The sequence below is a fragment of the Amycolatopsis sp. NPDC028719 genome, from assembly GCF_055565395.1.
This window is the reverse complement of record NZ_JBVHUL010000005.1, coordinates 877,384-898,955: the sequence shown is the minus strand read 5'-3', so window position 1 is coordinate 898,955 and position 21,572 is coordinate 877,384. Positions and strand designations below refer to the sequence as shown.

20 protein-coding genes are annotated in these 21,572 nt (G+C 70.4%); 12 read left to right on the top strand and 8 right to left on the bottom strand.

Annotated features, from left to right (window positions below; all coding sequences use genetic code 11):
• The first annotated feature begins 205 nt into the window (after positions 1-205).
• The gene (locus ACZ4TR_RS27525) at positions 206-1,564 is read left to right on the top strand and encodes an MFS transporter (protein WP_465289645.1); all 1,359 of its coding nucleotides are present in this window, start codon (positions 206-208) and stop codon (positions 1,562-1,564) included.
• Between the two features lie 72 nt (positions 1,565-1,636).
• Here the strand turns inward: ACZ4TR_RS27525 and ACZ4TR_RS27520 are convergent, their stop codons facing one another.
• From ACZ4TR_RS27520 to ACZ4TR_RS27505, 4 genes are read right to left on the bottom strand one after another with little or no spacing between them, the layout of a single operon-like run.
• A complete protein-coding gene (locus ACZ4TR_RS27520) occupies positions 1,637-2,851 on the bottom strand; it encodes an FAD-dependent monooxygenase (RefSeq protein WP_465289644.1) in 1,215 nt (404 codons plus the stop codon).
• Positions 2,848-4,245, bottom strand: a complete 1,398-nt coding sequence (locus ACZ4TR_RS27515; RefSeq protein WP_465289643.1) for an MFS transporter — start codon at positions 4,243-4,245, stop codon at positions 2,848-2,850. The genes ACZ4TR_RS27520 and ACZ4TR_RS27515 overlap by 4 nt, the downstream gene beginning before the upstream one ends.
• A 46-nt stretch (positions 4,246-4,291) precedes the next feature.
• Positions 4,292-6,544: an ABC transporter permease gene (locus tag ACZ4TR_RS27510; RefSeq protein ID WP_465289642.1), complete on the bottom strand. Its 2,253-nt coding sequence runs from the start codon at positions 6,542-6,544 to the stop codon at positions 4,292-4,294.
• Entirely contained in the window at positions 6,544-7,338 is a 795-nt protein-coding gene (locus tag ACZ4TR_RS27505) for an ABC transporter ATP-binding protein (RefSeq protein WP_465289641.1), read from the bottom strand. The genes ACZ4TR_RS27510 and ACZ4TR_RS27505 overlap by 1 nt, the downstream gene beginning before the upstream one ends.
• Before the next feature lie 176 nt (positions 7,339-7,514).
• On the opposite strand from ACZ4TR_RS27505, the gene ACZ4TR_RS27500 reads away from it, so the two are divergent.
• The 5 genes from ACZ4TR_RS27500 (at position 7,515) to ACZ4TR_RS27480 (ending at position 12,269) form a co-directional block, all read left to right on the top strand.
• The gene (locus ACZ4TR_RS27500; RefSeq protein WP_465289640.1) at positions 7,515-8,408 is read left to right on the top strand and encodes a LysR family transcriptional regulator; all 894 of its coding nucleotides are present in this window, start codon (positions 7,515-7,517) and stop codon (positions 8,406-8,408) included.
• Positions 8,409-8,492: 84 nt separating this feature from the next.
• Complete coding sequence (locus ACZ4TR_RS27495) at positions 8,493-9,092, top strand: carboxymuconolactone decarboxylase family protein (protein ID WP_465289639.1); 600 nt, start codon at positions 8,493-8,495, stop codon at positions 9,090-9,092.
• Positions 9,093-9,126: 34 nt separating this feature from the next.
• Positions 9,127-10,155, top strand: a complete 1,029-nt coding sequence (locus ACZ4TR_RS27490; protein ID WP_465289638.1) for a hypothetical protein — start codon at positions 9,127-9,129, stop codon at positions 10,153-10,155.
• 171 nt (positions 10,156-10,326) lie between these two features.
• Complete coding sequence (locus ACZ4TR_RS27485) at positions 10,327-11,565, top strand: sensor histidine kinase (protein WP_465289637.1); 1,239 nt, start codon at positions 10,327-10,329, stop codon at positions 11,563-11,565.
• Positions 11,565-12,269: a response regulator transcription factor gene (locus ACZ4TR_RS27480; RefSeq protein WP_465289636.1), complete on the top strand. Its 705-nt coding sequence runs from the start codon at positions 11,565-11,567 to the stop codon at positions 12,267-12,269. The genes ACZ4TR_RS27485 and ACZ4TR_RS27480 overlap by 1 nt, the downstream gene beginning before the upstream one ends.
• A gap of 253 nt (positions 12,270-12,522) precedes the next feature.
• Here the strand turns inward: ACZ4TR_RS27480 and ACZ4TR_RS27475 are convergent, their stop codons facing one another.
• Complete coding sequence (locus tag ACZ4TR_RS27475) at positions 12,523-13,497, bottom strand: AraC family transcriptional regulator (protein WP_465289635.1); 975 nt, start codon at positions 13,495-13,497, stop codon at positions 12,523-12,525.
• A gap of 148 nt (positions 13,498-13,645) precedes the next feature.
• Between ACZ4TR_RS27475 and ACZ4TR_RS27470 the strand changes: the two genes are divergently transcribed.
• The 5 genes from ACZ4TR_RS27470 to ACZ4TR_RS27450 all read left to right on the top strand — a co-directional run bounded on the left by ACZ4TR_RS27470 (position 13,646) and on the right by ACZ4TR_RS27450 (position 18,462).
• Positions 13,646-14,506, top strand: coding sequence for an enoyl-CoA hydratase/isomerase family protein (locus tag ACZ4TR_RS27470; protein ID WP_465289634.1), 861 nt, complete (start codon positions 13,646-13,648; stop codon positions 14,504-14,506).
• 139 nt (positions 14,507-14,645) lie between these two features.
• Entirely contained in the window at positions 14,646-15,584 is a 939-nt protein-coding gene (locus tag ACZ4TR_RS27465; RefSeq protein WP_465289633.1) for an ABC transporter ATP-binding protein, read from the top strand.
• Complete coding sequence (locus ACZ4TR_RS27460; RefSeq protein ID WP_465289632.1) at positions 15,581-16,417, top strand: ABC transporter permease; 837 nt, start codon at positions 15,581-15,583, stop codon at positions 16,415-16,417. Before ACZ4TR_RS27465 ends, ACZ4TR_RS27460 begins: the two co-directional genes overlap by 4 nt.
• A 69-nt stretch (positions 16,418-16,486) precedes the next feature.
• Positions 16,487-17,788 (top strand): sensor histidine kinase, encoded by a 1,302-nt coding sequence (locus ACZ4TR_RS27455; protein WP_465289631.1) that lies wholly within the window; start codon positions 16,487-16,489, stop codon positions 17,786-17,788.
• On the top strand, positions 17,785-18,462 hold the full coding sequence (locus tag ACZ4TR_RS27450) for a response regulator (protein ID WP_465289630.1): 678 nt from the start codon (positions 17,785-17,787) through the stop codon (positions 18,460-18,462). The genes ACZ4TR_RS27455 and ACZ4TR_RS27450 overlap by 4 nt, the downstream gene beginning before the upstream one ends.
• Before the next feature lie 12 nt (positions 18,463-18,474).
• Here the strand turns inward: ACZ4TR_RS27450 and ACZ4TR_RS27445 are convergent, their stop codons facing one another.
• The 3 genes from ACZ4TR_RS27445 to ACZ4TR_RS27435 form a co-directional block, all read right to left on the bottom strand.
• A complete protein-coding gene (locus tag ACZ4TR_RS27445; RefSeq protein WP_465289629.1) occupies positions 18,475-18,942 on the bottom strand; it encodes an Lrp/AsnC family transcriptional regulator in 468 nt (155 codons plus the stop codon).
• A 110-nt stretch (positions 18,943-19,052) separates the two neighbouring features.
• Positions 19,053-19,388, bottom strand: a complete 336-nt coding sequence (locus tag ACZ4TR_RS27440) for a beta/gamma crystallin domain-containing protein (RefSeq protein WP_465289628.1) — start codon at positions 19,386-19,388, stop codon at positions 19,053-19,055.
• Between the two features lie 638 nt (positions 19,389-20,026).
• On the bottom strand, positions 20,027-20,998 hold the full coding sequence (locus ACZ4TR_RS27435; RefSeq protein WP_465289627.1) for an NADPH:quinone reductase: 972 nt from the start codon (positions 20,996-20,998) through the stop codon (positions 20,027-20,029).
• A gap of 151 nt (positions 20,999-21,149) precedes the next feature.
• Between ACZ4TR_RS27435 and ACZ4TR_RS27430 the strand changes: the two genes are divergently transcribed.
• Positions 21,150-21,566, top strand: coding sequence for a YybH family protein (locus ACZ4TR_RS27430; RefSeq protein ID WP_465289626.1), 417 nt, complete (start codon positions 21,150-21,152; stop codon positions 21,564-21,566).
• The last annotated feature ends 6 nt before the right edge of the window (positions 21,567-21,572 follow it).

Genomic DNA, 21,572 nt, shown 5'->3' with positions numbered 1-21,572 from the left:
CGCCCGCGAGCGCCGGTCCGGTCCGGTCCTGGCCTCGGAAACGACTGAGTGCTCCGGGCACGCTACGTCCGGCGTCGTTCGCCAGTCAAGATGCGCAACCGATTGTTCTACTGTGAGCAATCGGTTGCGCACCGCGGCTCCGATGTGCTTCGATCCGCTGGGAACGAGCCTCCCCGGCAGGACATCGACAAAGGAGTCGTCCTCGATGCAGAGCACCGAATCCGCGGCACCACCCCGGCCGACCGGGCCGCGCAAGGTCGTGGCCGCGTCCATGGCCGGGACTGTCGCCGAGTGGTACGAGTTCCTGCTGTATTCCGCGTCGTCGGCCCTGGTCTTCGGCACCGTCTTCTTCCCGGGCAACGGGAATCCGCTCGACGGTGTCATCAACGCCCTGCTGGTCTACGCGGTCGGCTTCGTCGCCCGCCCGCTCGGCGGGATCGTCTTCGGGCACTTCGGCGACCGGGTCGGCCGGAAGAAGCTCCTCCAGCTCAGCCTGCTGCTGGTCGGCGCCGCCACCTTCCTGATCGGCTGCGTGCCCAGCTACTCGAGCATCGGCTTCTGGGCGCCCACGATCCTGGTGGTATTGCGCTTCGTGCAAGGCTTCGCGGTCGGCGGTGAATGGGGCGGCGCGGTCCTGCTCGTCGGCGAGCACAGCCCGGACGCCCGGCGCGCCTACTGGTCGAGCTGGCCCCAAGCCGGCCTGCCGCTCGGCAACCTGCTCGCCACGATCGTCCTGCTGGCCTTGTCGTTCTCCCTCACCGAGAGCGCGTTCACCGCATGGGGCTGGCGAACGGCGTTCTGGGCGTCGGCGATCATCGTGCTGGTCGGCTACTACATCCGGACCCAGGTGGAGGAAGCACCGATCTTCCTCGACTCGCTGAAGCGGGCGAAGGAGCGGGAGCCGGAGCGCTCGTCCGTCATCGAGGTCCTGAAGCACTTCCCGCGCGGCGTGCTGATCTCGATGGGGGCGCGCGTCGCCGAGAACATCCTCTACCAGGTCGTGGTGACCTTCTCGATCACCTACCTGGCGTTGCGCGTGGGCAGCAGCACCACCGACATCCTGCTGCTCCTGGTGGTCGCCCACCTCGTGCACCTGGCGATCGTGCCGTGGTTCGGGCACCTCGCGGACCGGTTCGGCCGCCGCCCGGTCTACCTCACCGGCTCGGTCCTGATGATCGGCTGGGGCTTCGCGGGATTCCCGTTGATGGACACCGGAAATCCGGGACTGATCGTGCTGGCGCTCGTCCTCGGCGTGGTCGTGCACGGCCTGATGTACGCGCCCCAGCCGGCGATGATGGCCGAGCTGTTCCCGACGCGGATGCGCTACGCCGGCGTCTCCCTCGCCTACCAGACAACGTCGATCTTCGCCGGGTCCCTCGCCCCGTTCATCACCGCCAGCCTGCTCAAGGCCTACGGTTCCGCGGTCCCGATCGCGGTCTACCTGGCCGGCGCCGCGGTGATCTCGACGGTCGCGGTGCTGGCCGCCAAAGAGACCCGGGGCATCTCCCTGTCCGCGCTGGACGACCTGGACGACCTGGACGAACGGTCACCCGGCCGCAGCTGAGCGCGCTGCACGAAGCCGTCAGTCGCCGGAATCCCGCCACCGTGCGCCGGCAGCTCGACCAGCCGTCGTCGATCAGCCGACGGCGGGCTTCAAAGGTATGAAGTCGGGCAGGGTGAGGGCCGAATGGGCCGGTCGCGGCTCGGCGGAGGGCATGGCGCTGAGCTTGCGAAGCCGGTCGTTGCGCTGTTCCAAAGCCCGGGCGGTGGCCGGGAAGAGCGTGGCGCCGCCCTCGCCGACCAGCCCCTGGTTCACGGCCACGAACTCACGCGTGCCGTCTTCGTAGGCGGCGAGCCCGGCGGTGTGGTCCCGGCCGGCCAAGGAACCGGCGAGCATGTAGGCGCCGACGAGCGCGAGGCTGGAACCCTGTCCGGTGAGGAACGACGGCGCGTACGCGGCGTCGCCCGCCAGCGCGACCCTGCCGCGGTGCCAGCGAGGCATGCGGATCTGGCTGACACCGTCGAAGAACACGTCGTCCGCCTCGTGCATGGCGGCCAGCATTCCGGGGACCTCCCAGCCCGCGTCGGCGAAGACCGCGGCGACGAGATCCCGCTGTGCCTCCGGGTTCGCGAACACGCCGGACGGCGGTTCCGGCCGGGCGAAGTTCAGGAAGGCGTGCACCTCGTCGTCCTCCCCCACCGCGTAGAGAGCCGCGGCCCGGCCCGGGGTGTTCCACATGACGGTCTCGTGGGAGAGCCCGAAGGTGTTGCGCATGGGGAACACGGCGAAGCAGTAGCCGAGGTACCGGTGGAACCGCTCTTCGGGCCCGAACACGAGCTCCCGGGTCCGGGAATGCGTACCGTCCGCGCCGAGGACCAGGTCGAACGTGCGCCGGCCGCCTCCGCGGAAGGTGACGTCGACGCCGTCGCCGGACTGGACGAGGGTGTCGATGGAGTCGTTGAACAGGAACTCCACGTCGTCGCGGACCGCCAGGTGAAGCGCGTCGGTCAGGTCCCCGCGCCGCACCTCCAGGTCCCTTCCTTCGACACCGCCGGTGACCGCGTGCGGGTGGACCGAGGCCACCTCACCGCCGTTCCCGTCGAGAAAGGTCAGCCGGCGCAGATCGATGTGCGCGTCCCGCAGTCGTGGCAGGATTCCCATCCTCCGGACGACCTCGAGCGCGGTGCCGCGGACGTCGATGGGATAGCCACCGCTGCGAACCGCGGCCGCCCGCTCCACCACCGTGACCGCGTATCCGTGGCGGGTCAGCCAATACGCCAGCGTGGGACCGGCAATGCTTGCCCCGGAGATCAGGACCGTGCCCTTCGGCGTGGTACCAGTGCTGGTCATGCCTTGACTCCCTTGTGCATGGTGCGGGTGACGAACAGAGCCAGCGCCGTGACGGTGCCGGCGATGACGAATCCGGTGAGGTACGACGATTCGGCCGCGACGTCCGATCCGGACGGCGTCCCGGCGGCGAGGAGTACGCCACCGAACATCCCGCCCGAGGCCATGCCGAGCACGCGGGTCACCAGGATCAGGCTGGTGGCGACGCCGGTCTCGGTCGGCGCGGCGGAGGTGGCGATGCCCGTCGTCATCGCGGTGACGACCAGGCCGTTGGCCAGTGCGACCAGTGCCTTGCCGACGACGAGGTGCCACGCCTCGGTGTGCACGACCGCCATGGCGATCAGGGCCAGGGTCATGATGACGACCCCGGCGGTGGCCACGGAACGTGCGCCGGAACGCCGCTCCCAGTTCCCGCCCAGCGGCCCGGCCAGCGTCGCGACCACGGTGCTGGGCACCAGGAAGAGGCCGATCTCGGTGGCGCCGGCCCCGAAGCCGTAGCCGTCACCGGACGCGCTCCACAGCTGTGTGACGAGGAAGATCGCCATCGAGGCGCCGACGCAGATCATGAACGTCAGCACACTCGACTTCCACATCATGGGGCGGGCCAACAGGCGCAGATCGATCAGCGGCGACGCCGCGCGCCGCTCGACGGCGATCCAGCCGGCCACGAGTGCGACCAGAAGCACGACCAGTCCACAAAGGACGAGCGGTTGCGAAGCGAGGTCGAGCGCGAAGGTGATCGTGAGCATGAGCGTGACCAGCACCCCGCTCAGCAGGACCAGCCCGGGCCAGTCGACCCCGGCGTCGTCCGACCGGTCCGCCGAATCCGTGGGCACCAAACGGTTCACGAGCAGGGTGGCCACGATGACGGCGAACGTCGGGAGCGCGAACATCCAGTGCCGGGACAGCTGTTCCGCCACGGGCCCGGCCAGCAGCATGCCCAGCATCCCGCCGCCCACGAACAGGCCGCTGACCACCCCGATGGCCACCTTCGACTGTCCCGCGGGCAGGTGCTTGCGCACGACGATGAACGACAGGGGCAGCGCGCCGACCATCGCGCCCTGCAGGACCTGGCCGGCCAGCAGGACGGGCAGGCCCGGCGCGAGCGCGGACACCATGCCGCCGACGCACACCACGATCATCAGCCGGATCAGGACGCGTTTTCCGCCGTAGCGGTCGCCGAACCTGCCCGCCAACGGCGTCACGAGCGCGCCGGTGATCGGGAGCAGGATGCTGAGCAGTGCCCCGCCGGTGGGCCCCATGTCCAGTTCGCGTTGCAGGAGCGGGACCGTCGGCTGCACCACCGACTCCAGGGCACCGCTGGCGAGGGCCAGCATGCCGAGAGCCCCGACCGCGGCCTTCCCGGCCCGCACCGGAGGAGCCAGGGTTGTGGTCATGGGAATCCTTTCTGTGACAGGAAAGTGAGTGCGGAATCTGCCGGAGCTATTCGACGGCGAGCGCCGCCTCGGCCGGTCGGCCACGCGTCGCGCGCCAGACGGGCAGGAGCGTGGCTCCGAGCGTCAGCAGGACGGTCAGCGCGGCCGTCGACACGTAGACCCACGGGGACCCGGCGGGCAGCACCGACCCGAGGCGCTTGAGGCTGACCGGTACCAGGATCCCGAGCACGGCCACGGTGCCCAGCGCGATGCCGCCGAAGGCGAGGATCGCTCCCTCCAGGACGGCCATCCGCAGCACCTGGCCACGAGTCGAGCCCGCGAGCCGCTGCAGCCCGAACTCCCGCCGCCTCGCCGTCATGCTCGACACCAGCGTGTTGATCACCGTGATCGCCGCGTACCCCGCGATCATGACCACCATGAGGTAGATCGCGAAGTCGGCGGTCGTCTTCTGCTCGTCGAACTCCCGGAGCAGGACGTCGCGGCCGGTCACCGTCAGGCCGTCCTCGGCGGAGGTCACCTCGGTCAGGTCCGCCGTCAATTGCCCGGGGTCGGTGCCCTCGCCGGCTTTGACCAGGATTCGCGTCGCGTGCGCCTGGGTGGTGTGCGCGGCCAGGGTGTCGGCGGGAAGCAGCAGGGTGTCGTAGCCGTCCGGGGCGGAGAACAACGCCGCCACCCGCACGTCGAGGGTCGTGTTGTCGCCCATCCGCAGCGTGATGGTGCCGCCGACGCCGACACCCAGGCTCTCGGCGTGCCCGTTCCCGATCGCGATCGTGTCGTCGCGAAGGTCGGCGAGCCGGCCCGCGGTGACCCGGACCGGGGTGGTGGCGCCGGCGCCCTCGGCGGTGACGCCCTGGAGGGTCCAGCCCTCGTTCGCCGGCGAGCGGTCAGCCGGCTTCTCGATGAAGCCGACGCTGGTGACGTACTCCGAGGCGCCGGCGACGTGCGGCAGGTCGTTGATCCGGTCGACCAGGCCCGGGTCGAAACGGTCCTGAGTGGTCACCACGGCGTCGGCGACCAGGTTGCCGGCGAAGCCCTGCCGGTCGGCCTCGTCATTGGTCGTCTGCAGGTACAGCATGCCGGTCGACACCGCGGTCAGCAGGATGACCGGCCCGAGCACGGCCGCCGTCCGGCCGCCGTGGCCCCGTGCGTTGAGCACGGCGAGCTGGCCGGTCACGCCACCCAGCGCGCGCACGGGCCACTGCACGGCGAAGGTCGTGACCTTCGTCAGCACGGGCGCGAGCACGGCGAACCCGATGGCGAGCAGGATCACCGCGGGCGCGGCGGTGGCCGGCGTGAGCGGCCCGCTCACCACGGCGATGGTCACGATGGTCAGGGCGACGCCACCGGCCAGGGAAAGCACCGCCGGCAGCACGCGCCCGCGGCCGATCGGCCCGTCCTCGGCCGAGACCTCCGCGAGCGCCTGGGCCGGCTTGACGAGCGACGCCCTCCGGCCGGCACTCAGTGCACCGGCCAGGGCCGCGAGGATCGCCATGGCCATGGCGGCCACCGTCGGGATCCAGCCTTGCCGGAACGCCAGGCCGGCCGCGGCGATCCCGCGCTCGGTCAGCCGGTCGAACACGAACTCGCCCAGGAACCGGCCTGGGAAGTAAGCCAGTGCGGTGGCGACGACGGCCAGCAGCAGCGTCTCACGGGAGATCAGCCGGCGCAGGTGCCGGGGTGTCGCTCCCACGGCCCGCAGCAGCGCCAGATCCCGCCGGCGCTGGGCGACCGAAAGGCCGAGCATGGAAGCGACGCCGAAGATGGACACCAGGATCGCGAAAGCGGTGAAGACGCCGGCCAGGGCCATCACGGTGACGCCACTCGCCTTCGCGTCGCGCAGTTCGGCCTGTCCCCGCTCGTCACCGACCAGGGTGACGGTTCCACCGGCCAGCTTGGTGTCGATCCGCTCCCGGAGCTCGCCGACGGCCACTCCCGGCTCGGCATGCACACCGATCGCGTCGACGGTCCCCGGCGGCGGGGCTCCCTCGAAGACGAAGCTCTCGGTCTCCCGCACCCCGGGCAGCGCCGCGATCGTGTCCGCCAGCCCCGCGTCGATGCGGACCCGCTCGGGCAGGATCGGCGGTTCGTCGGGGTCGCCGCCGGCGTCGTGGTACTCCTGGTCGCCGGTGACGACCACGTCGGCCGAGGCCAGCCGCTGCGGCGGCACAGCCGTGCGGATGCCGGTCTCGATCAGGCCGCCACAGGCCATCATGATGGCCGCCGCGAAGAACACGGCGAGAAAGGCCGCCACGAACAGGCCCGCGCGGAACCGCAGGGTGCGCAGTGCGAGCTGCAGCATCAGCGCTGCCCTCCGCGGTTCGCCACCGGCTGCGGGCGGGGACCTTCGTCGGCGAAGGCGCCCAGGCGGGTCATCCGGTCGGCCACGGATTCGGCGGTCGGCGAGTGCAGCTCACCGGCCAGCCGCCCGTCGGCGAGGAACAGGACACGATCGGCGTAGGACGCCGCGACCGGATCGTGGGTCACCATCACGATCGTCTGACCGGCCGCCCGCGAGGAGTGCCGCAGCAGGCCGAGAATGTCCCGCGCGGTCCTGGTGTCCAGGGCGCCGGTCGGCTCGTCGGCGAAGATGACGGCGGGGTCGCTGATCAACGCCCGGGCGATGGCGACCCGCTGCTGCTGCCCGCCGGACAGCTCCGCCGGACGGTGGTTGCTCCGCTGCGCGAGGCCGACCTGGTCGAGGATCCGCGCCACCCGGTCGGAGTCCGGTTTGCGGCCGGCGAGCCGCAGCGGCAACGTCACGTTCTGCCGCACGGTCAGCACCGGAAGCAGGTTGAACGCCTGGAAGACGAACCCGATCCGGTCCCGCCGCAGCTTGGTCAACTCGGTCTCGCTCAGCTCGCTGAGCTCGTGCTCCTCGAGCAGCACCGAGCCGGACGTCGGCTGATCGAGCCCGGCCGCGCACTGCAGCAGGGTGCTCTTGCCGGAACCCGACGGTCCCATGATCGCCGTGAACGTTCCCCGGCCGAACCGCGTCGTCACGTCCTCCAGCGCCACCACCTGGTTGTCGCGCTTCCCATAGAGCTTGCGAACGGCCGTCAGCCGAATCGCGTCGGTGCTGTCTCGGGGGTTCATCGAACTTCTTCCTGCCGCTGTGCCGTCCGAGCCGGTGCCGGACGATTCCGCCACCAACCCTCCTCGCGCACCGCGGTGCCCCACATCGTTCGCCGAGACCGTCTTCGCCTGGTGCGCGCGGACCGGTCCGGCCCCGTTTCTGGTGCGAACGCACTACCCGATGCGATGATCGACTTGTGGAGTTGCGTCAGCTGGAGTGCTTCGTCGCCGTCGTGGAGGAGTCCGGCTTCACCCGCGCCGCGGCCCGGTTGCACGTCGTCCAGTCCGCCGTGTCCGCGACGATCGCGTCCCTGGAACGGGAACTGGGGGCTCCCTTGCTGGTGCGCACCGGCCGGCGGATCACGCTGACCGCTGCGGGCCGGCAACTGCTGCCGAAGGCACGGGCGACCCTGGACGCCGCCCGCGCCGCCCGAGACGCCGTGCACGAGGTCATCGGTGGCATCCGCGGCACCTTGCGCGTCGGCACCATGAGTTCTTTGGGAATGATCGATCTGCCCGCCGTGCTGGGCCAGTTCCACCGTGAGCACCCCGAGGTGTCCGTCCAGCTGGCGATCGTCGGCACCGGATCCGCGGGACTCGTGACCGAGCTGACGGAGGGCCGGCTCGACCTGGCGTTCATTTCCCTTCCCGGCCCGCGGCCGGTCGGTGTGCGCGTGCGGGATCTCACGTCCGTCCCGCTGGATCTGGTCGTCCGGCGGGATCACGCGCTCGCGGCACGAAGAGAGGTGGCGATCTCGGAACTGGCCGACGAGTCCTTTGTCGACTTTCCGCTCGGCTACGGCAACCGCGCGGTGACCGATCAGGCGTTCGCCGCCGCCGGGCTCGACCGCCACGTCACGATCGAGATCGCCGACATCACCGCCGGCACCGGCTTCGTCCGCCACGGCCTCGGTGTCGCCCTGCTCCCGCGCGTGGTCCTGGTGCCCGACGAAGAGCTGGCCGTGGTGCAGGTCACCGGCGCCGACCTGGACTGGCCCATCTCACTGGCCACGGCGGCCGGCCGTGCGCCGGGAGCCGCTGCCCAAGCGTTCGAGCGTGTCGCGCGGCGGTACCTGGACGCGAACAGCTGAACCTGCCCACCCATCTGCCGGAGCGATCCGCGCCATCGAAATGCGTCGTTGGACACGGCGAGATCGCCGCGACACAGTATTCCTGTGACGAAATCCAGTGATGTGCTCGGTGGGCGCCTGCCCTTGATCAACCCGTTGACACTGACGCCGGCGCAGCAAAAACTGTTCGATTCGGTGCTGGCAAACCAGGTGCCGTGGGCGAAGGACTCCGGATTCGAAATCAGCGCCGATGAGGGCCGGTTGATCGGCCCGTTCAACGCATTCCTGCGCCACCCGGAAATCGCCCTGCCGTTCCTCGAATTCGCGGCCGCGGAGTCGGGTCACACGTCATTGACCGAACGCGTGCGCGAGGTCGTGATCGTCGCCGTCGGTGCCGTGTGGGGAGCCGGTGCCCGATACGAGCTGTACGCGCACAGAATCATCGCCGCACAGCTGGGCCTCTCGCCGGACGTCGTCCATGCCCTCGCAAAGGGCGAAGTGCCCGGCGAACTGAGTGACGAAGAAAAGCTCGCGATCCGTGTCACACGGCAACTGCTGATCGAACACCGGCTCGACGACGATCTGTACCGCGCCGCCGAAGAGGCTTTCGGCCAGCGGGGCCTGTACGACATCGGCGCGGTCATGGGTCAGTACCAGACGGTGTGCACCTTGCTGACCATGTTCCAGGTGCCCGCTCCCGAATAACCGCGATTCCGTGAACACTATCAAGGACAACAAAATGACAATTGACACCAAGCCGACGCTGACGACCATCGCGACCTTCCCGGAGCACTACTTCCTGGAAAACCTCGCGGTCCGAGCGGACGGTTCGATGCTGGTGACCGCGCTCAACCGAAGGGAACTCTGGTGGGTGCCCGCGCCGGCCGAGGACGCGACCATCGGCGCCGTGCTGGTGGACCGGCTCGACGGCCTGCCCATGAGCATCGTCGAGGCCGAGCCCGACGTGTTCTACGTCTCGTCCATGGGGCCGGCCGCCCTGGATCGCTACGACCTGCGTGGCTGGAGCCCGGGCGCGCCGGTGAACCGGACCCGGACGTTGTCCTTCCCCTCGCAGGCGGCGGGGCTGAACGGCAGTGCCCTGCTGGCTCCCGGCGTCATCCTGATCGCGGACTGCGCGGCCGGCCTGATCTGGCGGGTCGACCTGACCGAAGACGGCCTCGCCGGGAAGGCCAGTGTCTGGCTGAAGCACGACACCATGGCGCCGGGGAAGGACGCGGACAAGGCCGTCCACCTGACACAGACGTTCTCCATCCCCTACCCGGGGGTCAACGGGGTCCGGGTCGCCGAAAGGTCCGGCTACGTGTACTACACCGGCTCGTGGGAGCAGGTCTTCGTCCGCGTGGCCGTCGACCCGGAAACCCACCGGCCGGCCGGCGAGCCGGAGGTGGTGACGAAGGGCATTCACGCGGTCGACGACTTCTGCCTGGACGAGAACGCCGGCGTCGCGTACATCACGACCCACATCGACAACACCCTGTGGCGTGTCCCCCTCGATCCGGTGGCCGCGGCGGCGGAAAGCGAAATGCTCATCGGCGAGCCGATCGACCACCGGTTCCTCGGACCGTCCAGTGCCGCATGGGGCCGTCAGAACGGTGACCACGGCCGGGTCGCCTACTTCACGACCGATGGCGGACACACACCGCCGAACCCGGCCGGCCTCATCAAGCCCGCCGCGGTCGTGCGCGTCGATTTCCAGCGCTCCTCAGGCAACACGGAATCAACCATCCAGGCGTCCGAGGTTCATTGACAGCAGCCCGGCGATGCGCCCCAATGTGGCGTTGGTTGCGTCTGACGCACCGAACGCCACATTGGGTGCGTGGGACGCACCGAACGCCACATTGGGGCGCTCGCCCCGACCGTCAACCAACCTTCGACGCGTGACACTAGGCTGAACATGTGCTGCGGTTGACGGACATCGATGACGAACCGGCGTAGTCCACTTTCGACGCCGGCCGGGGCGTGGTGGCGCGAAGGAGCGGTCGTCGCGACGGCGTTCGCGCTCTGCCTGCTCGGTGGTGCGCTGCGGGTCGACGACACCGTGACACCGCCGCCGGTGACGGCCTACCTCCTAGCCGCGGTCTCGTCGGGGTTGCTCCCGGTGCGGCTGCGCGCGCCGGTCGCCATCGTGATCGCCACCACACTGTGCGGTGTCCTCGTCGCGCCATCGGGCCTGCTCTCGACCCCGCTCACTTTGGCCCCCACCGCCATCAGCGCCTACGCGCTCGCCGTCCGCACCGAGCGGCCGGTGACGCCCGCGGTCCTGCTCCCGGCGGCCGCGCTGCTGGTCGCCGTCCCCCCGTTCTTCGAAACGGACTTCTCGTGGGCGGACACCAGCAGGCTGGCGACCGTGGCCGCGACACCGCTCGTGGCCGCGGTGTTCGGTCGCTCGACGCGGCACCGGCGGGCGTACCTGACGCTCATGGAGGAGCGGGCGCGCCGGGCCGAGGAAACCCGGGACGACGAGGCACGCCGGAGGGTGGCCGGGGAACGGCTTCGCATCGCCCGCGAGCTGCACGACCTGGTGGCCCACCAGATCACCCTGGCCAACGCGCAGGCCACCGTCGCCGCTCACCTGTTCGCGACGCACCCGGAGCAGGCCCGCACGAGCCTCGACGAACTGGTCGGGACCACCCGCCACGCCCTCGACGAACTGCGAGCCACGGTCGGCCTGCTGCGCCACCCCGAAGAAACTCCCGACACCGCCGCACTCACGGAGCCGGCGCCCGGGCTGTCGCAGGTTCCCGAGCTGCTGAGCACCTTCCACCGCGCGGGCCTGGCGGTGTCGATGCACGAGGACGGCACGGCCAGACCGCTACCGCCGGCGGTGGACCTCACCGCCTACCGCGTCATCCAGGAGGCCCTGACCAACGTGACCAAGCACGCCGCCACCGGGAGCGCCGAGGTGCGCCTGGTCTGGAACCGCGACCACGTGAGCATCACGGTCACCGACGACGGCGGGGGCGCCCGCAAGGCTCAGGAGCGCCCGCCCGGCTACGGCCTGGTCGGAATGCGTGAACGGGCCGCCGCCGTCGGCGGAACCCTCAACGCGAACGTGCGTCCGCAAGGGGGTTTCGTCGTCTCCGCCCACCTGCCTCTTCCCGCCGCCGGTAAGCCGGCGCAAAGAACCGCCGAAGCGACCGATGGCGAGGGCCGATGATGCACGACACACCAGACACCGGCGAAGCGGCCAGGAACCCGCTCCGGGTTCTCCTCGCCGACGATCAGGCGTTGCTGCGCGGTGCTTTCCGCACTCTCCTCGACAGCGCCGACGACATCACCGTGGTCGGCGAGGCGGGCGACGGCAGGGAGGCGGTCGCCCTCACCCGCCAGTTACGCCCGGACGTGGTGATCACCGACATCCGGATGCCCGGCACCGACGGCCTCGCCGCCACCGCGGAGATCTGCGCCGATCCGGAGCTGCGTGCCACCCGCGTCCTGATCCTCACCACCTACGAGACCGACGAGTACATCGCCCAGGCCCTGCGCGCCGGGGCCAGCGGCTTCATCGGCAAGGGGATCGAGGCGCACGGCCTGCTCGACGCCGTGCGCACGATCGCCAACGGCGACACCCTCCTGTCCCCGGCGGCGACCCGCTCCCTGGTGGCCCGCTTCCTCGCCACACCGGTCGACGCCCCGCCACGCGATCCCGGCCGGCTCGCCGCACTCACCCCGCGCGAACGCGAGATGGTCGCTCTCGTCGCGACCGGCCTGTCCAATGTGGAGATCGCCGATCGAATGTACCTGAGCCCCTTCACCGTTCGCGCCCACGTGCAGCGCGCCATGTCCAAGCTGGACGCACGCGACCGCGCGCAGCTCGTTGTCATCGCCTACCAGACCGGTCTGGTGGCCGGAACAGAGTGAGCGTTCTCTTGAGGGAAAGGGCAAGGTAGCGGAGCCGGCCGGTCGCCGGCCGCGATCGCCGACCTGGCCTGGACCGGCCGCCCGATGCGCCCCAATGTGGCATTGGGTGCGTCCCACGCACCGAACGCCACATTGGGTGCATCACGACTCGCTATAGCTCACCAGCTGCGACGAACGTCCCCTTCAGCCCACCGGGCACCACCAGGACTTTGACGGGACCTGGCGTCGCCGGCCATGGCGGCACGAACGCCTCCTAACTGATCGTCAGGCTCGACGGGGCGGGCGTCTCCAACCGGAAAGCCGTGCCGCTGTGGCCGCGTGTCTCGCTGCGGTAGCGCCCTGGTGTGCGTCCGTGGGCCCGGGTGAAGGCGCGGGTGAACGCCGGCACCGACCCGTAACCGACCGCCTCGGCGATCGTCTCGAGGGAGTCGTGACTGTCGCGCAGCCGCACGGCGGCCAGATCCATGCGCCAGTTCGCCAGGTACGCCGCGGGGGTGTATCCCGTCGCGGCCGGGAACCGGCGGGCGAGAGTCGCACGGGAGACCGAGATGGCGTCCGCGAGCATCGAGGTCGTCCAGGGAATGGCCGGATCCGCGTGCAGGTGCTGCAGGGCTTGCCCGATGACGGGGTCGTAGAGGGCACCCAGCCACGTGCCGAAGCACTCGGGAGGGTTCACCGCGAGCCAGGCGCGCAGCATCTGCACGAGCACGATGTCGATGAGGCTCTTCAGCACCGCCGACGTGGCGAGCTGCGGTTGGGCGAGTTCGCGGGCGAGCATGCGCACCGTGTCGGTCAGCCCGGGCGTCCCCGCCTCGGCCCGGACGTGCACGAGACCGGGGAGCACCGTCAGGATCTGGGTGAGCGCGGCCGGGTCGCTGTCGTAGTGGATGGTCACGATCCGCGTGGTCGCGGGCTGGGCGCCGAGGCTGATCACCTCGCCGGTACCGCGCCCGCGAGCGGCCACGTGCTCGCACCGGCCGCGCGTCTCCGTGGGGTCGTCGGTGAGGCCGTGCGGGATGCCGGAAGGCAGCAGGACCACGTCGCCGGCCGCCAGTTCCACCGGTTCGCGGCCGGCCACCGTGAGCCAGGCACGGCCTGCGGTCACGGCGTGCAAGGCCGTCCCGGGGTAGTCGTCCAGGGCGATCGCCCAGCGGCCGCCTGCTTCGACCCGGGTGCTCAGGGCGCCTTTGACGCCGGAGATCGCCAGGACGTCGGCCAGTGGATCCATGTCGACGACCTTAGCACTCGACTCTGCCGTCGATGAGACAGCCGATCAATCATCTGCGACTTCCGGGCATGGTTCGCCTCATGCTTTGCTCCATATGGTCTTGGTGCCGGACGAGATCACTTCCGGCACCATCCGAAAAGGAGCCACCATGGACTACCGCAGCTGGACCGGTCTCGAGATCACCGTCGCGGACGGCGTCGCCACCGTGTCGCTCGACCATCCACCGCTCAACCTGATGGACGGCGTGCTGCTGCCGTCGCTGCGGGGGTTCGTGCACCAGGTGCGTACCGACGCGGACGTCCGGGTGATCGTGTTCCAGAGCGCCGATCCGGAGTTCTTCAGCGCTCACGGTGACATGGCCTACGTCACCGATCCGGACGCCCTGCCCGCCGCCACCCAGGCCGCGATCGACGCCGCACCGGGGGCCGTGCTCCCTGACGGCCTGAACATCCTGCAGGCCTTGAGCCTGGAGATCCGCGACCTTCCGCAGGTCACCATCGGCAAGGTGGCCGGGTTCGCCCGGGGCGCCGGCAACGAGTTCCTGATGTCGCTCGACATGCGGTTCGCCGCGATCGGCAAATCGGGCCAGGCCCAGCCCGAGTCCACCCTGGCGATCCTTCCCGGGGGCGGTGGCACGGTGAACATGACCCGGCTGCTCGGCCCGGCCCGGGCCCTGGAACTGCTCATCGGCGGGCAGCTCGTCGGCGCCGAAGTGGCCGAGCGCTACGGCCTGGTGAACCGGGCGCTGCCCGCCGACGAGATCGACGCCTTCGTCGACGCCCTGGCCCGCCGGATGGCGGGAGTGCGCCCCGAGGTCGTCGCCGCGATCAAGGCCACCGTCAGGGCCGCGGCCCCGCCCGCCCCCGACGCGGCCTACGTCGTCGAAAACGACTTCCTGTACTCACTGTTCACCGAGGACCTGGTCGAGGTCGCCCGCAAGCAGCTGGCAGCGGGCGTGCAGACCCGTGAGGGCGAGCGGGACCTCGAGGGGCTCGTCGACAGCCTGTAACCCGGCCGCGCCCGTCGTACCCTGGTACTACGGGCGGACCCGGATTCCCTCCCCCGGTACCACGTTTCCCCTCGGCCCCGCCCCTAGCGTGAAGGCGAACGGACCGGGCTGTCCGGTCCGGAATCCCAGGGGACAAGCAATGATCGAAGCACGCCAGCTGACGAAGCGATACGGGGTGAAGACCGCCGTGGACGGCTTGGACTTCACCGTCCGCCCGGGCAGCGTCACCGGATTCCTCGGCCCCAACGGCGCGGGCAAGTCGACCACGATGCGGATGATCGTCGGGCTCGACTCCCCGACCGCGGGCTCCGTCAAGGTCAACGGCCGCCGCTACGCCGAGCACCGCGCACCGCTGCAGGAGGTCGGGGTCCTGCTCGAGGCGAAGTCGGTGCACCCGGGCCGGTCGGCCCACGACCACCTGCTCGCGCAAGCCCAGACCCACGGCATCTCGCGCCGGCGCGTCGATGAGGTGATCGAGCTGGCCGGGTTGCAGTCCGTGGCGAAGAAGCGCGTCGGGAACTTCTCGCTCGGCATGGGCCAGCGGCTGGGGATCGCCGCCGCCCTGCTGGGCGACCCCGCGACGATCATGCTCGACGAGCCGGTCAACGGCCTGGATCCCGAGGGGGTTCTCTGGATCCGCACCCTGCTCACCGAGCTCGCCGCCGACGGCCGGACGGTGTTCGTGTCGTCGCACCTCATGAGCGAGATGGCGCTCGTCGCGGAGCACCTGATCGTCGTCGGCCGGGGGCGGCTGCTCGCCGACACGACCGTGCACGACCTCGTCCGGAGCGCCGGCGGCGACGCCGTGCACGTGGCCACGGCCGAGCCGGGCCGGCTGCGCGACGTCCTGGCCGGCCCCGGTGTCGAGATCGTCGGTCGCACCGGATCCGAAGAACTGCAGGTCAGCGGCCTCTCGGCCCGCACCATCGGGCTGAAGGCCGCCGAACACGGCATCGCCCTGTCCGAGCTTTCCGCACGGACGGTCTCCCTGGAGGAGGCCTTCATGGACCTGACCCGCGACGCCGTCGAGTACCACGGTGTCACGGCCGGACTCGAGACCCTCGGGAGCGCGGCATGAGCACCCTGACCACACCCGCCGTCCCCACCCGCGCCGCTCGTCCGGCCTACCGCGTCACCGGACTCAACGTCCTGCGTTCGGAGTGGACGAAGCTCTGGTCGCTGCGCTCCACCTGGATCACCCTCGGCCTCGGCCTGGTGTTCCTGGTGGGCTTCGGACTGATCTCCGCCGCGCGGTACCAGTCCAGCGTCGGTTCCGGCCAGCCGCTCGACGAAGACTTCGCCAACGCCACCGCACTCAGCCTGTCCCTCTTCGGCACGAACTTCGCGCAACTGGCGCTGGGCGTGCTGGGCGTGCTCGTCACCGCCGGCGAATACTCGACCGGCATGATCCGCTCCACGCTGACCGGGGTGCCGCGCCGGCTGCCCGTGCTGTGGTCCAAGTCGGCGGTGTACGGCGTCGTCGCGCTGCTCGTCGGCACGGCCGGTGTGTTCGTCACCTTCGTCATCAGCAGCGGCATCGTGTCCGCGACGCCCGCGGCGATGACGCTGTCGCACCCGGGTGTCGTGCGCAGCCTGCTGGGCGCCGGTTTCTACCTGGGCCTGATCGGCGTGGTCGGGGTCGCGCTGGGAGCGCTGCTGCGTTCGGTCGCCGGCGGTATCTCGGTCCTCGTCGCGTCGCTCATGCTGATTCCCGGACTGGTCTCGCTGCTGCCGGCTTCCTGGCAAGACGACATCAGCCCGTACCTGCCGAGCAACGCGGGCCAGTCGATGTTCGCCCTGACCCACGACGCCACCAGCCTGTCGCCGATCGTGGGCGGCCTGGTCTTCCTCGGCTGGGCCGTCAAGCTCCTGGGCGGAGCGGCCTACCGGCTGGCGCGGTCGGACGCCTGAGCCGGGTCGCCGGTGCGGTGCTCCGGTACCGCACCGGCGCTCTTCCGCCACGATGAACAGGTGAGGCACGTGCGCAAGGACGATCAGGCCGCGACGCTGTCGTGGACCGCCGCGCTGCCGGCGCACCCGCTGGTCACCCGGCTGGCCCGGCTCGGCCCGTGGGCCCGGCAGGCGGACCGGCGGCGCCCGTGGGTGCTGGACCTCGCCGTCGTGGCCGCGCTGTTCGTGCTGTTCTGCCTGCCCGACCTCGTTCCGCACCACGGAGACCGCGGCCCGGAACAGCTGCTGCTGGTGGCCGGCCCCCTGCCGGCGGCGGGCACCCTGGCGCTCCAGGCCGGCCTCCTGCTGCCCTTGCTGTGGCGGCGGCGGGCGCCGTCCGTCGCGCTGGCCCTGACGGCGGCCGCTTTCCTCGTCCAGTCGTCGCTCGGCGTCTTCCTGCGCGCCGACGTCGCCCTGCTCGTGGCGCTTTACAGCGTGACCCTGCACGGGCGGCTGCGGCACCTGCCGTGGGCCTGCGCGGCCGCGGTCGCCTCGCTGCTTCCCGTGGCCGCGCGGGTTTCCGGCGTCGTGTCCTTTTGGGAAGCGCTGTTCTTCCTCCTCACCGCGGTCACCGCGGCCGTCGCGCTGGGACTGGCCGTCCGCATCCGCCGGGCTCAGCTCGCCAGCCTGCGCGATCGCGCGGTGCGCCTGGAGATCGAACGCGACCAGCGCAGCCGGCTGGCGACCGCCACCGAGCGCGTCCGCGTGGCGCGCGAGATGCACGACATCATCGGCCACAACCTGTCGGTCATGATCACGCTCGCCGACGGCGGCGCCTACGCGGCCGACGTCGCCCCGGAGCGAAGCAAGGAAGCGCTGCGGCTGGTGGGCGACGCCGGACGCCAAGCTCTCGGCGAGCTTCGGCGCATGCTGGGCGTGCTGCGCGAAGAAGCGGACGGAGCCGAACTCGCGCCCCAGCCGGGCATCGCCGACCTGGACGCGTTGTGCGCGCGGATCCGCGCGGCCGGCCCGGAGGTCGTCTACCGCTCCGCGGGCGAACTGGACCACCTCGACCAGGGAGTGCAGCTCATGGCCTACCGCATCGTCCAGGAAGCGTTCACGAACACCCTCAACCACGCCGGCCCGCACACCCGGATCGACGTCTCGGTCGCCGCCCAAGGCCCGGCTCTGCGCATCCGGGTCCGGGACGACGGACGCGCCGACGCCACCACGCAGCCTCGGCCCGCGACGGATCAGGGTCACGGACTGGCCGGGATGCGGGAACGCGCCGCGTTGTACGGTGGCACCGTCGACGCGGGTCCCGCACCCGGTGGCGGGTGGGTCGTGTCCGCCGTTCTCGACATCGCGCCGCCGCCGGACGGAGCGCCGTGACCACCATCCTCATCGCCGACGACCAGCCGTTGCAGCGCTTCGGTTTCCGCATGCTGCTGGACGCGACGCCGGACACCGAAGTCGTCGGCGAAGCGGCCAACGGTGCCGAAGCCGTGCGCCGGACCGCGGAACTGCGGCCCGACGTCGTCCTGATGGACATCCGCATGCCCGGCATGGACGGCATCGAAGCCACCCGCCGGATCCTCGCCACCGGCGGCCGTTCCCGCATCCTCGTCCTGACCACTTTCGACCTCGACGAATACGCCTACGCCGCGCTTCGCGCGGGAGCCAGCGGGTTCCTCCTCAAAGACACCCGCCCCGAGGAACTGCTCGCCGGCATCAGGGCCGTCTCCGTCGGCGACGCCGTCATCGCCCCGGCCCTGACCCGGCGGCTCCTCGACACCTACGCCGACCGGCTCCCCGATGGCACGGCCACTTCGGAGCCGCTCGCGGACCCTCGCTGGCTGAATCTGACGGCGCGGGAACGCGACATCCTGCGGGCCATCGGGCAGGGCTGGACCAACAAGGAGATCGCCGAGCGCCTCGTCCTGTCCGAATCGACGGTCAAGACCCACGTCGGCCGCGTGCTCGCGAAAGTCGGTGCCCGCGACCGCGTTCAGGCCGTCATCCTCGCCTACGACCTCGGCCTGACCCGGCCGAATCCACCCGGCTGACCGCTTCCGGGGCTACGGCGTGGCAGGCGTCAGGTCTTCCAGCGCCCGCTTCTCGCCGTGGGAGAAGATGATCGAGCTGCGGAACTGCACGATCTCCTTGCGGCTGCTGAGCTTGTCGACCAGGAAGCCGTGCAACTGGGCCACGTCACCGACACCCACGTGCAGCAGGAAGTCGTCGCCGCCCGCGAGCACGAACACCGCCATGACCTCGGGCATGGCCAGCGCCTCGTCGTGGAACCGGCTGATCAGGGCGCGGGTCAGCGGGCGGATCTGCGCGAAGACCATCGCCTGCACCGACCGGCCCAGTGACGCGAGGTCGACGTCGGCGTGGAAACCGGTGATCAGGCCGCGTGAGCGCAGCCGGCGGATGCGTTCGGAACAGGTGGAGGCGGCCACCCCCACGATGTCGGCGAGGTCGCGCATGGGGATGCGGGCGTCCTGCTGGAGTTCGCGCACGAGCTGCCGATCGATCCGATCCATGTTCGAATTTTCGATCATGTTCCGAACATACCTCAGGCTCAAGTGCGCCCCGGCGGGTGTTTGGTGGATATTCGCCGTATGAGGCGAACAGATCTCCTGCCGTGCCGACATCAACGCAGGCAGCGAGCGGTGGCGAAATGGACGTCGCGCCCCCTCGGCACGTCGACCAGCGCACCGTTGCAGTCCCGGAACGTGACGTCGTTGTTACCGGTGCGGATGTCGTCCATCCAGCTGGTGAAACCGACGTCGCCGATGAACGAATTCCAGCCCGCGCCGGCGAAGCAGGAGTACTTCTGACCGACGGGTCGGGTGGTGTGGTAGGTGACCTCGACGAAATGGGGATCACCACAGCCGACCTGCGCGGCCGAAGCGGCCGGAGCCGGCAGCAGGATCGCCCCCAGCGCGGCAGCGGCAGCGGCCGCGCTGATGAATTTGCCCTTCTTCATCATATTTCCCTTTCGGTTGTTCCGGCTGGCCGCACGGAAGGCGGCCGGCCCGCACCTGTCGGCGGGCCACGGCACCGGCGACGCGGCAGAGGCACCCACGACGGGGATCCGGCTATTTCCAGGGCCTCGCCGTACTGCGGGATCTGCTCGGTGAGGTTGGGCTGTCCGTGCCGGATCACGACGACCGGGACGTCGCCGGCGCAACCCACCTCTCCGTCCTGAATGGACAGCTGTTCCGGGTTCTGGCCGGTGCCGGAAATCGGGCTCTGGTCGGCGTTTCCGGCACCGGCCCGGCCACGACGCACAACAGCGCGGCGACGGCGGTTTCCTTGACATTGCGGACCATCTGTTCTCCAGCGATGGGTTTCGACGTGAACCGATCCGGATTGCGCGTAGCTCACACGGGGAACGAAGCGTGGCGCCCACCGAACCGACCATTGACAATGTCTATAACCAAGTTGAATCACCGCTGCGACGCAGCAGCGGATGAACGTTGTGAAGGTGTCAAGCGGCACCTGCGCGACGGGGGGCCCTTCGTCTCACCAGACGCAGCGAAGGGTCCCTTCCTCACGTCACATGTGAGGAAGGGACCCTTCAGCCCACGCCGATCGGCGGAGGCAGGCTACTGGAAACGGCGCTCAGGGGCGGACGAGCACCTTGCCGACCGCGCCCTTCTCGACGGCTTCCTGCGCCGCGACTATGTCGTCGAGCCCGTAGTCGGAGACGGGCAGCGCGGACAATGCGTCCGCCTCGATGGCGGCCGCCACCCAGGACAACAACCCCTGGAAATCATCCGGAGAGACGGTGTACATCAACGCGAACCGAATCGTCGCGTTCGCCACCGCCAAGGGCAGGATCGGAATTCGGGGCTGTTCGCCTTCCCCGGCGTACACCGCGATCGTGGCATTGGGCGCGAGGACGGCGGCGTCGGTTTCGATGTTCGCCCCCAGCGCGACCTCGACGACCCGGTCGACGTGCCCGACGGATTCCAGGATCCGTTTCGCGACGTTCTCCTCGCGGTAGTTCAGCACGAGGTCGGCTCCCGCGGCACGCGCCAGCTCGCCCTTCTCCGCGGAGCTGACCGTCGTGATCACCCGGGCCCCCGCGTGCTTCGCCAGCTCGATGGCGAAGTGCCCGACGGCTCCCGCACCTCCCGCGACGAGGACCGTCCGCCCGCGTACCGCGCCGGGATCACCGCCGAGGCAGTACGCCGCGGTGAGCGCGGGCACGCCGAGGCAGGCACCGAGCTCGTCCGACGCGTTGTCGGCGAGTGGGACCACTTTGTCCGCCGGTACCACCGCGAACTCCGCGGCCGTGCCGTACGGGTTTTCGGCCGCGGCGAGGTAGAGCCACACGCGTTGACCGACGGCGAGCCCCGTCACCCCCGGGCCGAGGGCATCCACCCGGCCGGCGCCGTCGTGGTGCGGCACCTGGAAATCGCCGGGAGCGCGGCCGGTGAGCCCGGCGCGGGCCTTCCAGTCCGTGGGGTTCACGCCGGAGGCCGAGATCGCGACGCGGACCTCCCCCGCCCGGGGTGCGGGCACGTCCAGCTCGACGAGCTCGAGCACGTCCCGGGCCGGCCCGGTGGTCCGATAAATTGCTGCTCTCATGCATCTCATGGTGCCCAGTCCTGGTTGGAGCGCGGCACAACCCCGGTGCGGCAGAGTTGGCCGCACCGCCATACCCCTCCCTGCCCGGGTGGCCAAGAGTGAGCACCGTCATACCAGAACTGCTCAGCCAACGAGGTCAGCAGGAGCCATTGTGAGTAGGACCGACGCCCCGGTAGCGACCGATCCCCTGACCGAGCGCGAAATCCTCGCCATCCAGCACCTGATCGCCGAGATCGCGTTCGCCTTCGACAGCGGCGGCGACTACGCCGAACGGCTGAGCGGACTGCTGGCCGACGACGTCCGGTACGAGAACCCCGGGAAGACGTACCTCCACAGCCTGGCGGAGCTCGTCGACACGCTCGAGAACTCGGCCGACCCCGCGGTGAGCCACCACCTGTCCACCATGTCCGTCCGGCCGGCGGGGCCGGGCACGGCGACCTGCCGCTCCAAGGTGGTGACCTTCCGCTCGGGTGGACGGCTGAGCGTCGGCGAGTTCACCGACACGGTGCGCCGCGGGCCGGGCGGCCGCTGGACGCTCACCCACCGGCTCGTGCACCCGATCATCTGACCCACT

Coding starts and splice junctions, on each gene's coding strand:
- ACZ4TR_RS27525 (WP_465289645.1), top strand. CDS start 206: ATGCAGAGCACCGAATCCGCGGCACCACCCCGGCCGACCGGGCCGCGC.
- ACZ4TR_RS27520 (WP_465289644.1), bottom strand. CDS start 2,851: ATGACCAGCACTGGTACCACGCCGAAGGGCACGGTCCTGATCTCCGGG.
- ACZ4TR_RS27515 (WP_465289643.1), bottom strand. CDS start 4,245: ATGACCACAACCCTGGCTCCTCCGGTGCGGGCCGGGAAGGCCGCGGTC.
- ACZ4TR_RS27510 (WP_465289642.1), bottom strand. CDS start 6,544: ATGCTGCAGCTCGCACTGCGCACCCTGCGGTTCCGCGCGGGCCTGTTC.
- ACZ4TR_RS27505 (WP_465289641.1), bottom strand. CDS start 7,338: ATGAACCCCCGAGACAGCACCGACGCGATTCGGCTGACGGCCGTTCGC.
- ACZ4TR_RS27490 (WP_465289638.1), top strand. CDS start 9,127: ATGACAATTGACACCAAGCCGACGCTGACGACCATCGCGACCTTCCCG.
- ACZ4TR_RS27485 (WP_465289637.1), top strand. CDS start 10,327: ATGACGAACCGGCGTAGTCCACTTTCGACGCCGGCCGGGGCGTGGTGG.
- ACZ4TR_RS27480 (WP_465289636.1), top strand. CDS start 11,565: ATGCACGACACACCAGACACCGGCGAAGCGGCCAGGAACCCGCTCCGG.
- ACZ4TR_RS27475 (WP_465289635.1), bottom strand. CDS start 13,497: ATGGATCCACTGGCCGACGTCCTGGCGATCTCCGGCGTCAAAGGCGCC.
- ACZ4TR_RS27470 (WP_465289634.1), top strand. CDS start 13,646: ATGGACTACCGCAGCTGGACCGGTCTCGAGATCACCGTCGCGGACGGC.
- ACZ4TR_RS27465 (WP_465289633.1), top strand. CDS start 14,646: ATGATCGAAGCACGCCAGCTGACGAAGCGATACGGGGTGAAGACCGCC.
- ACZ4TR_RS27460 (WP_465289632.1), top strand. CDS start 15,581: ATGAGCACCCTGACCACACCCGCCGTCCCCACCCGCGCCGCTCGTCCG.
- ACZ4TR_RS27445 (WP_465289629.1), bottom strand. CDS start 18,942: ATGGATCGGATCGATCGGCAGCTCGTGCGCGAACTCCAGCAGGACGCC.
- ACZ4TR_RS27440 (WP_465289628.1), bottom strand. CDS start 19,388: ATGAAGAAGGGCAAATTCATCAGCGCGGCCGCTGCCGCTGCCGCGCTG.
- ACZ4TR_RS27435 (WP_465289627.1), bottom strand. CDS start 20,998: ATGAGAGCAGCAATTTATCGGACCACCGGGCCGGCCCGGGACGTGCTC.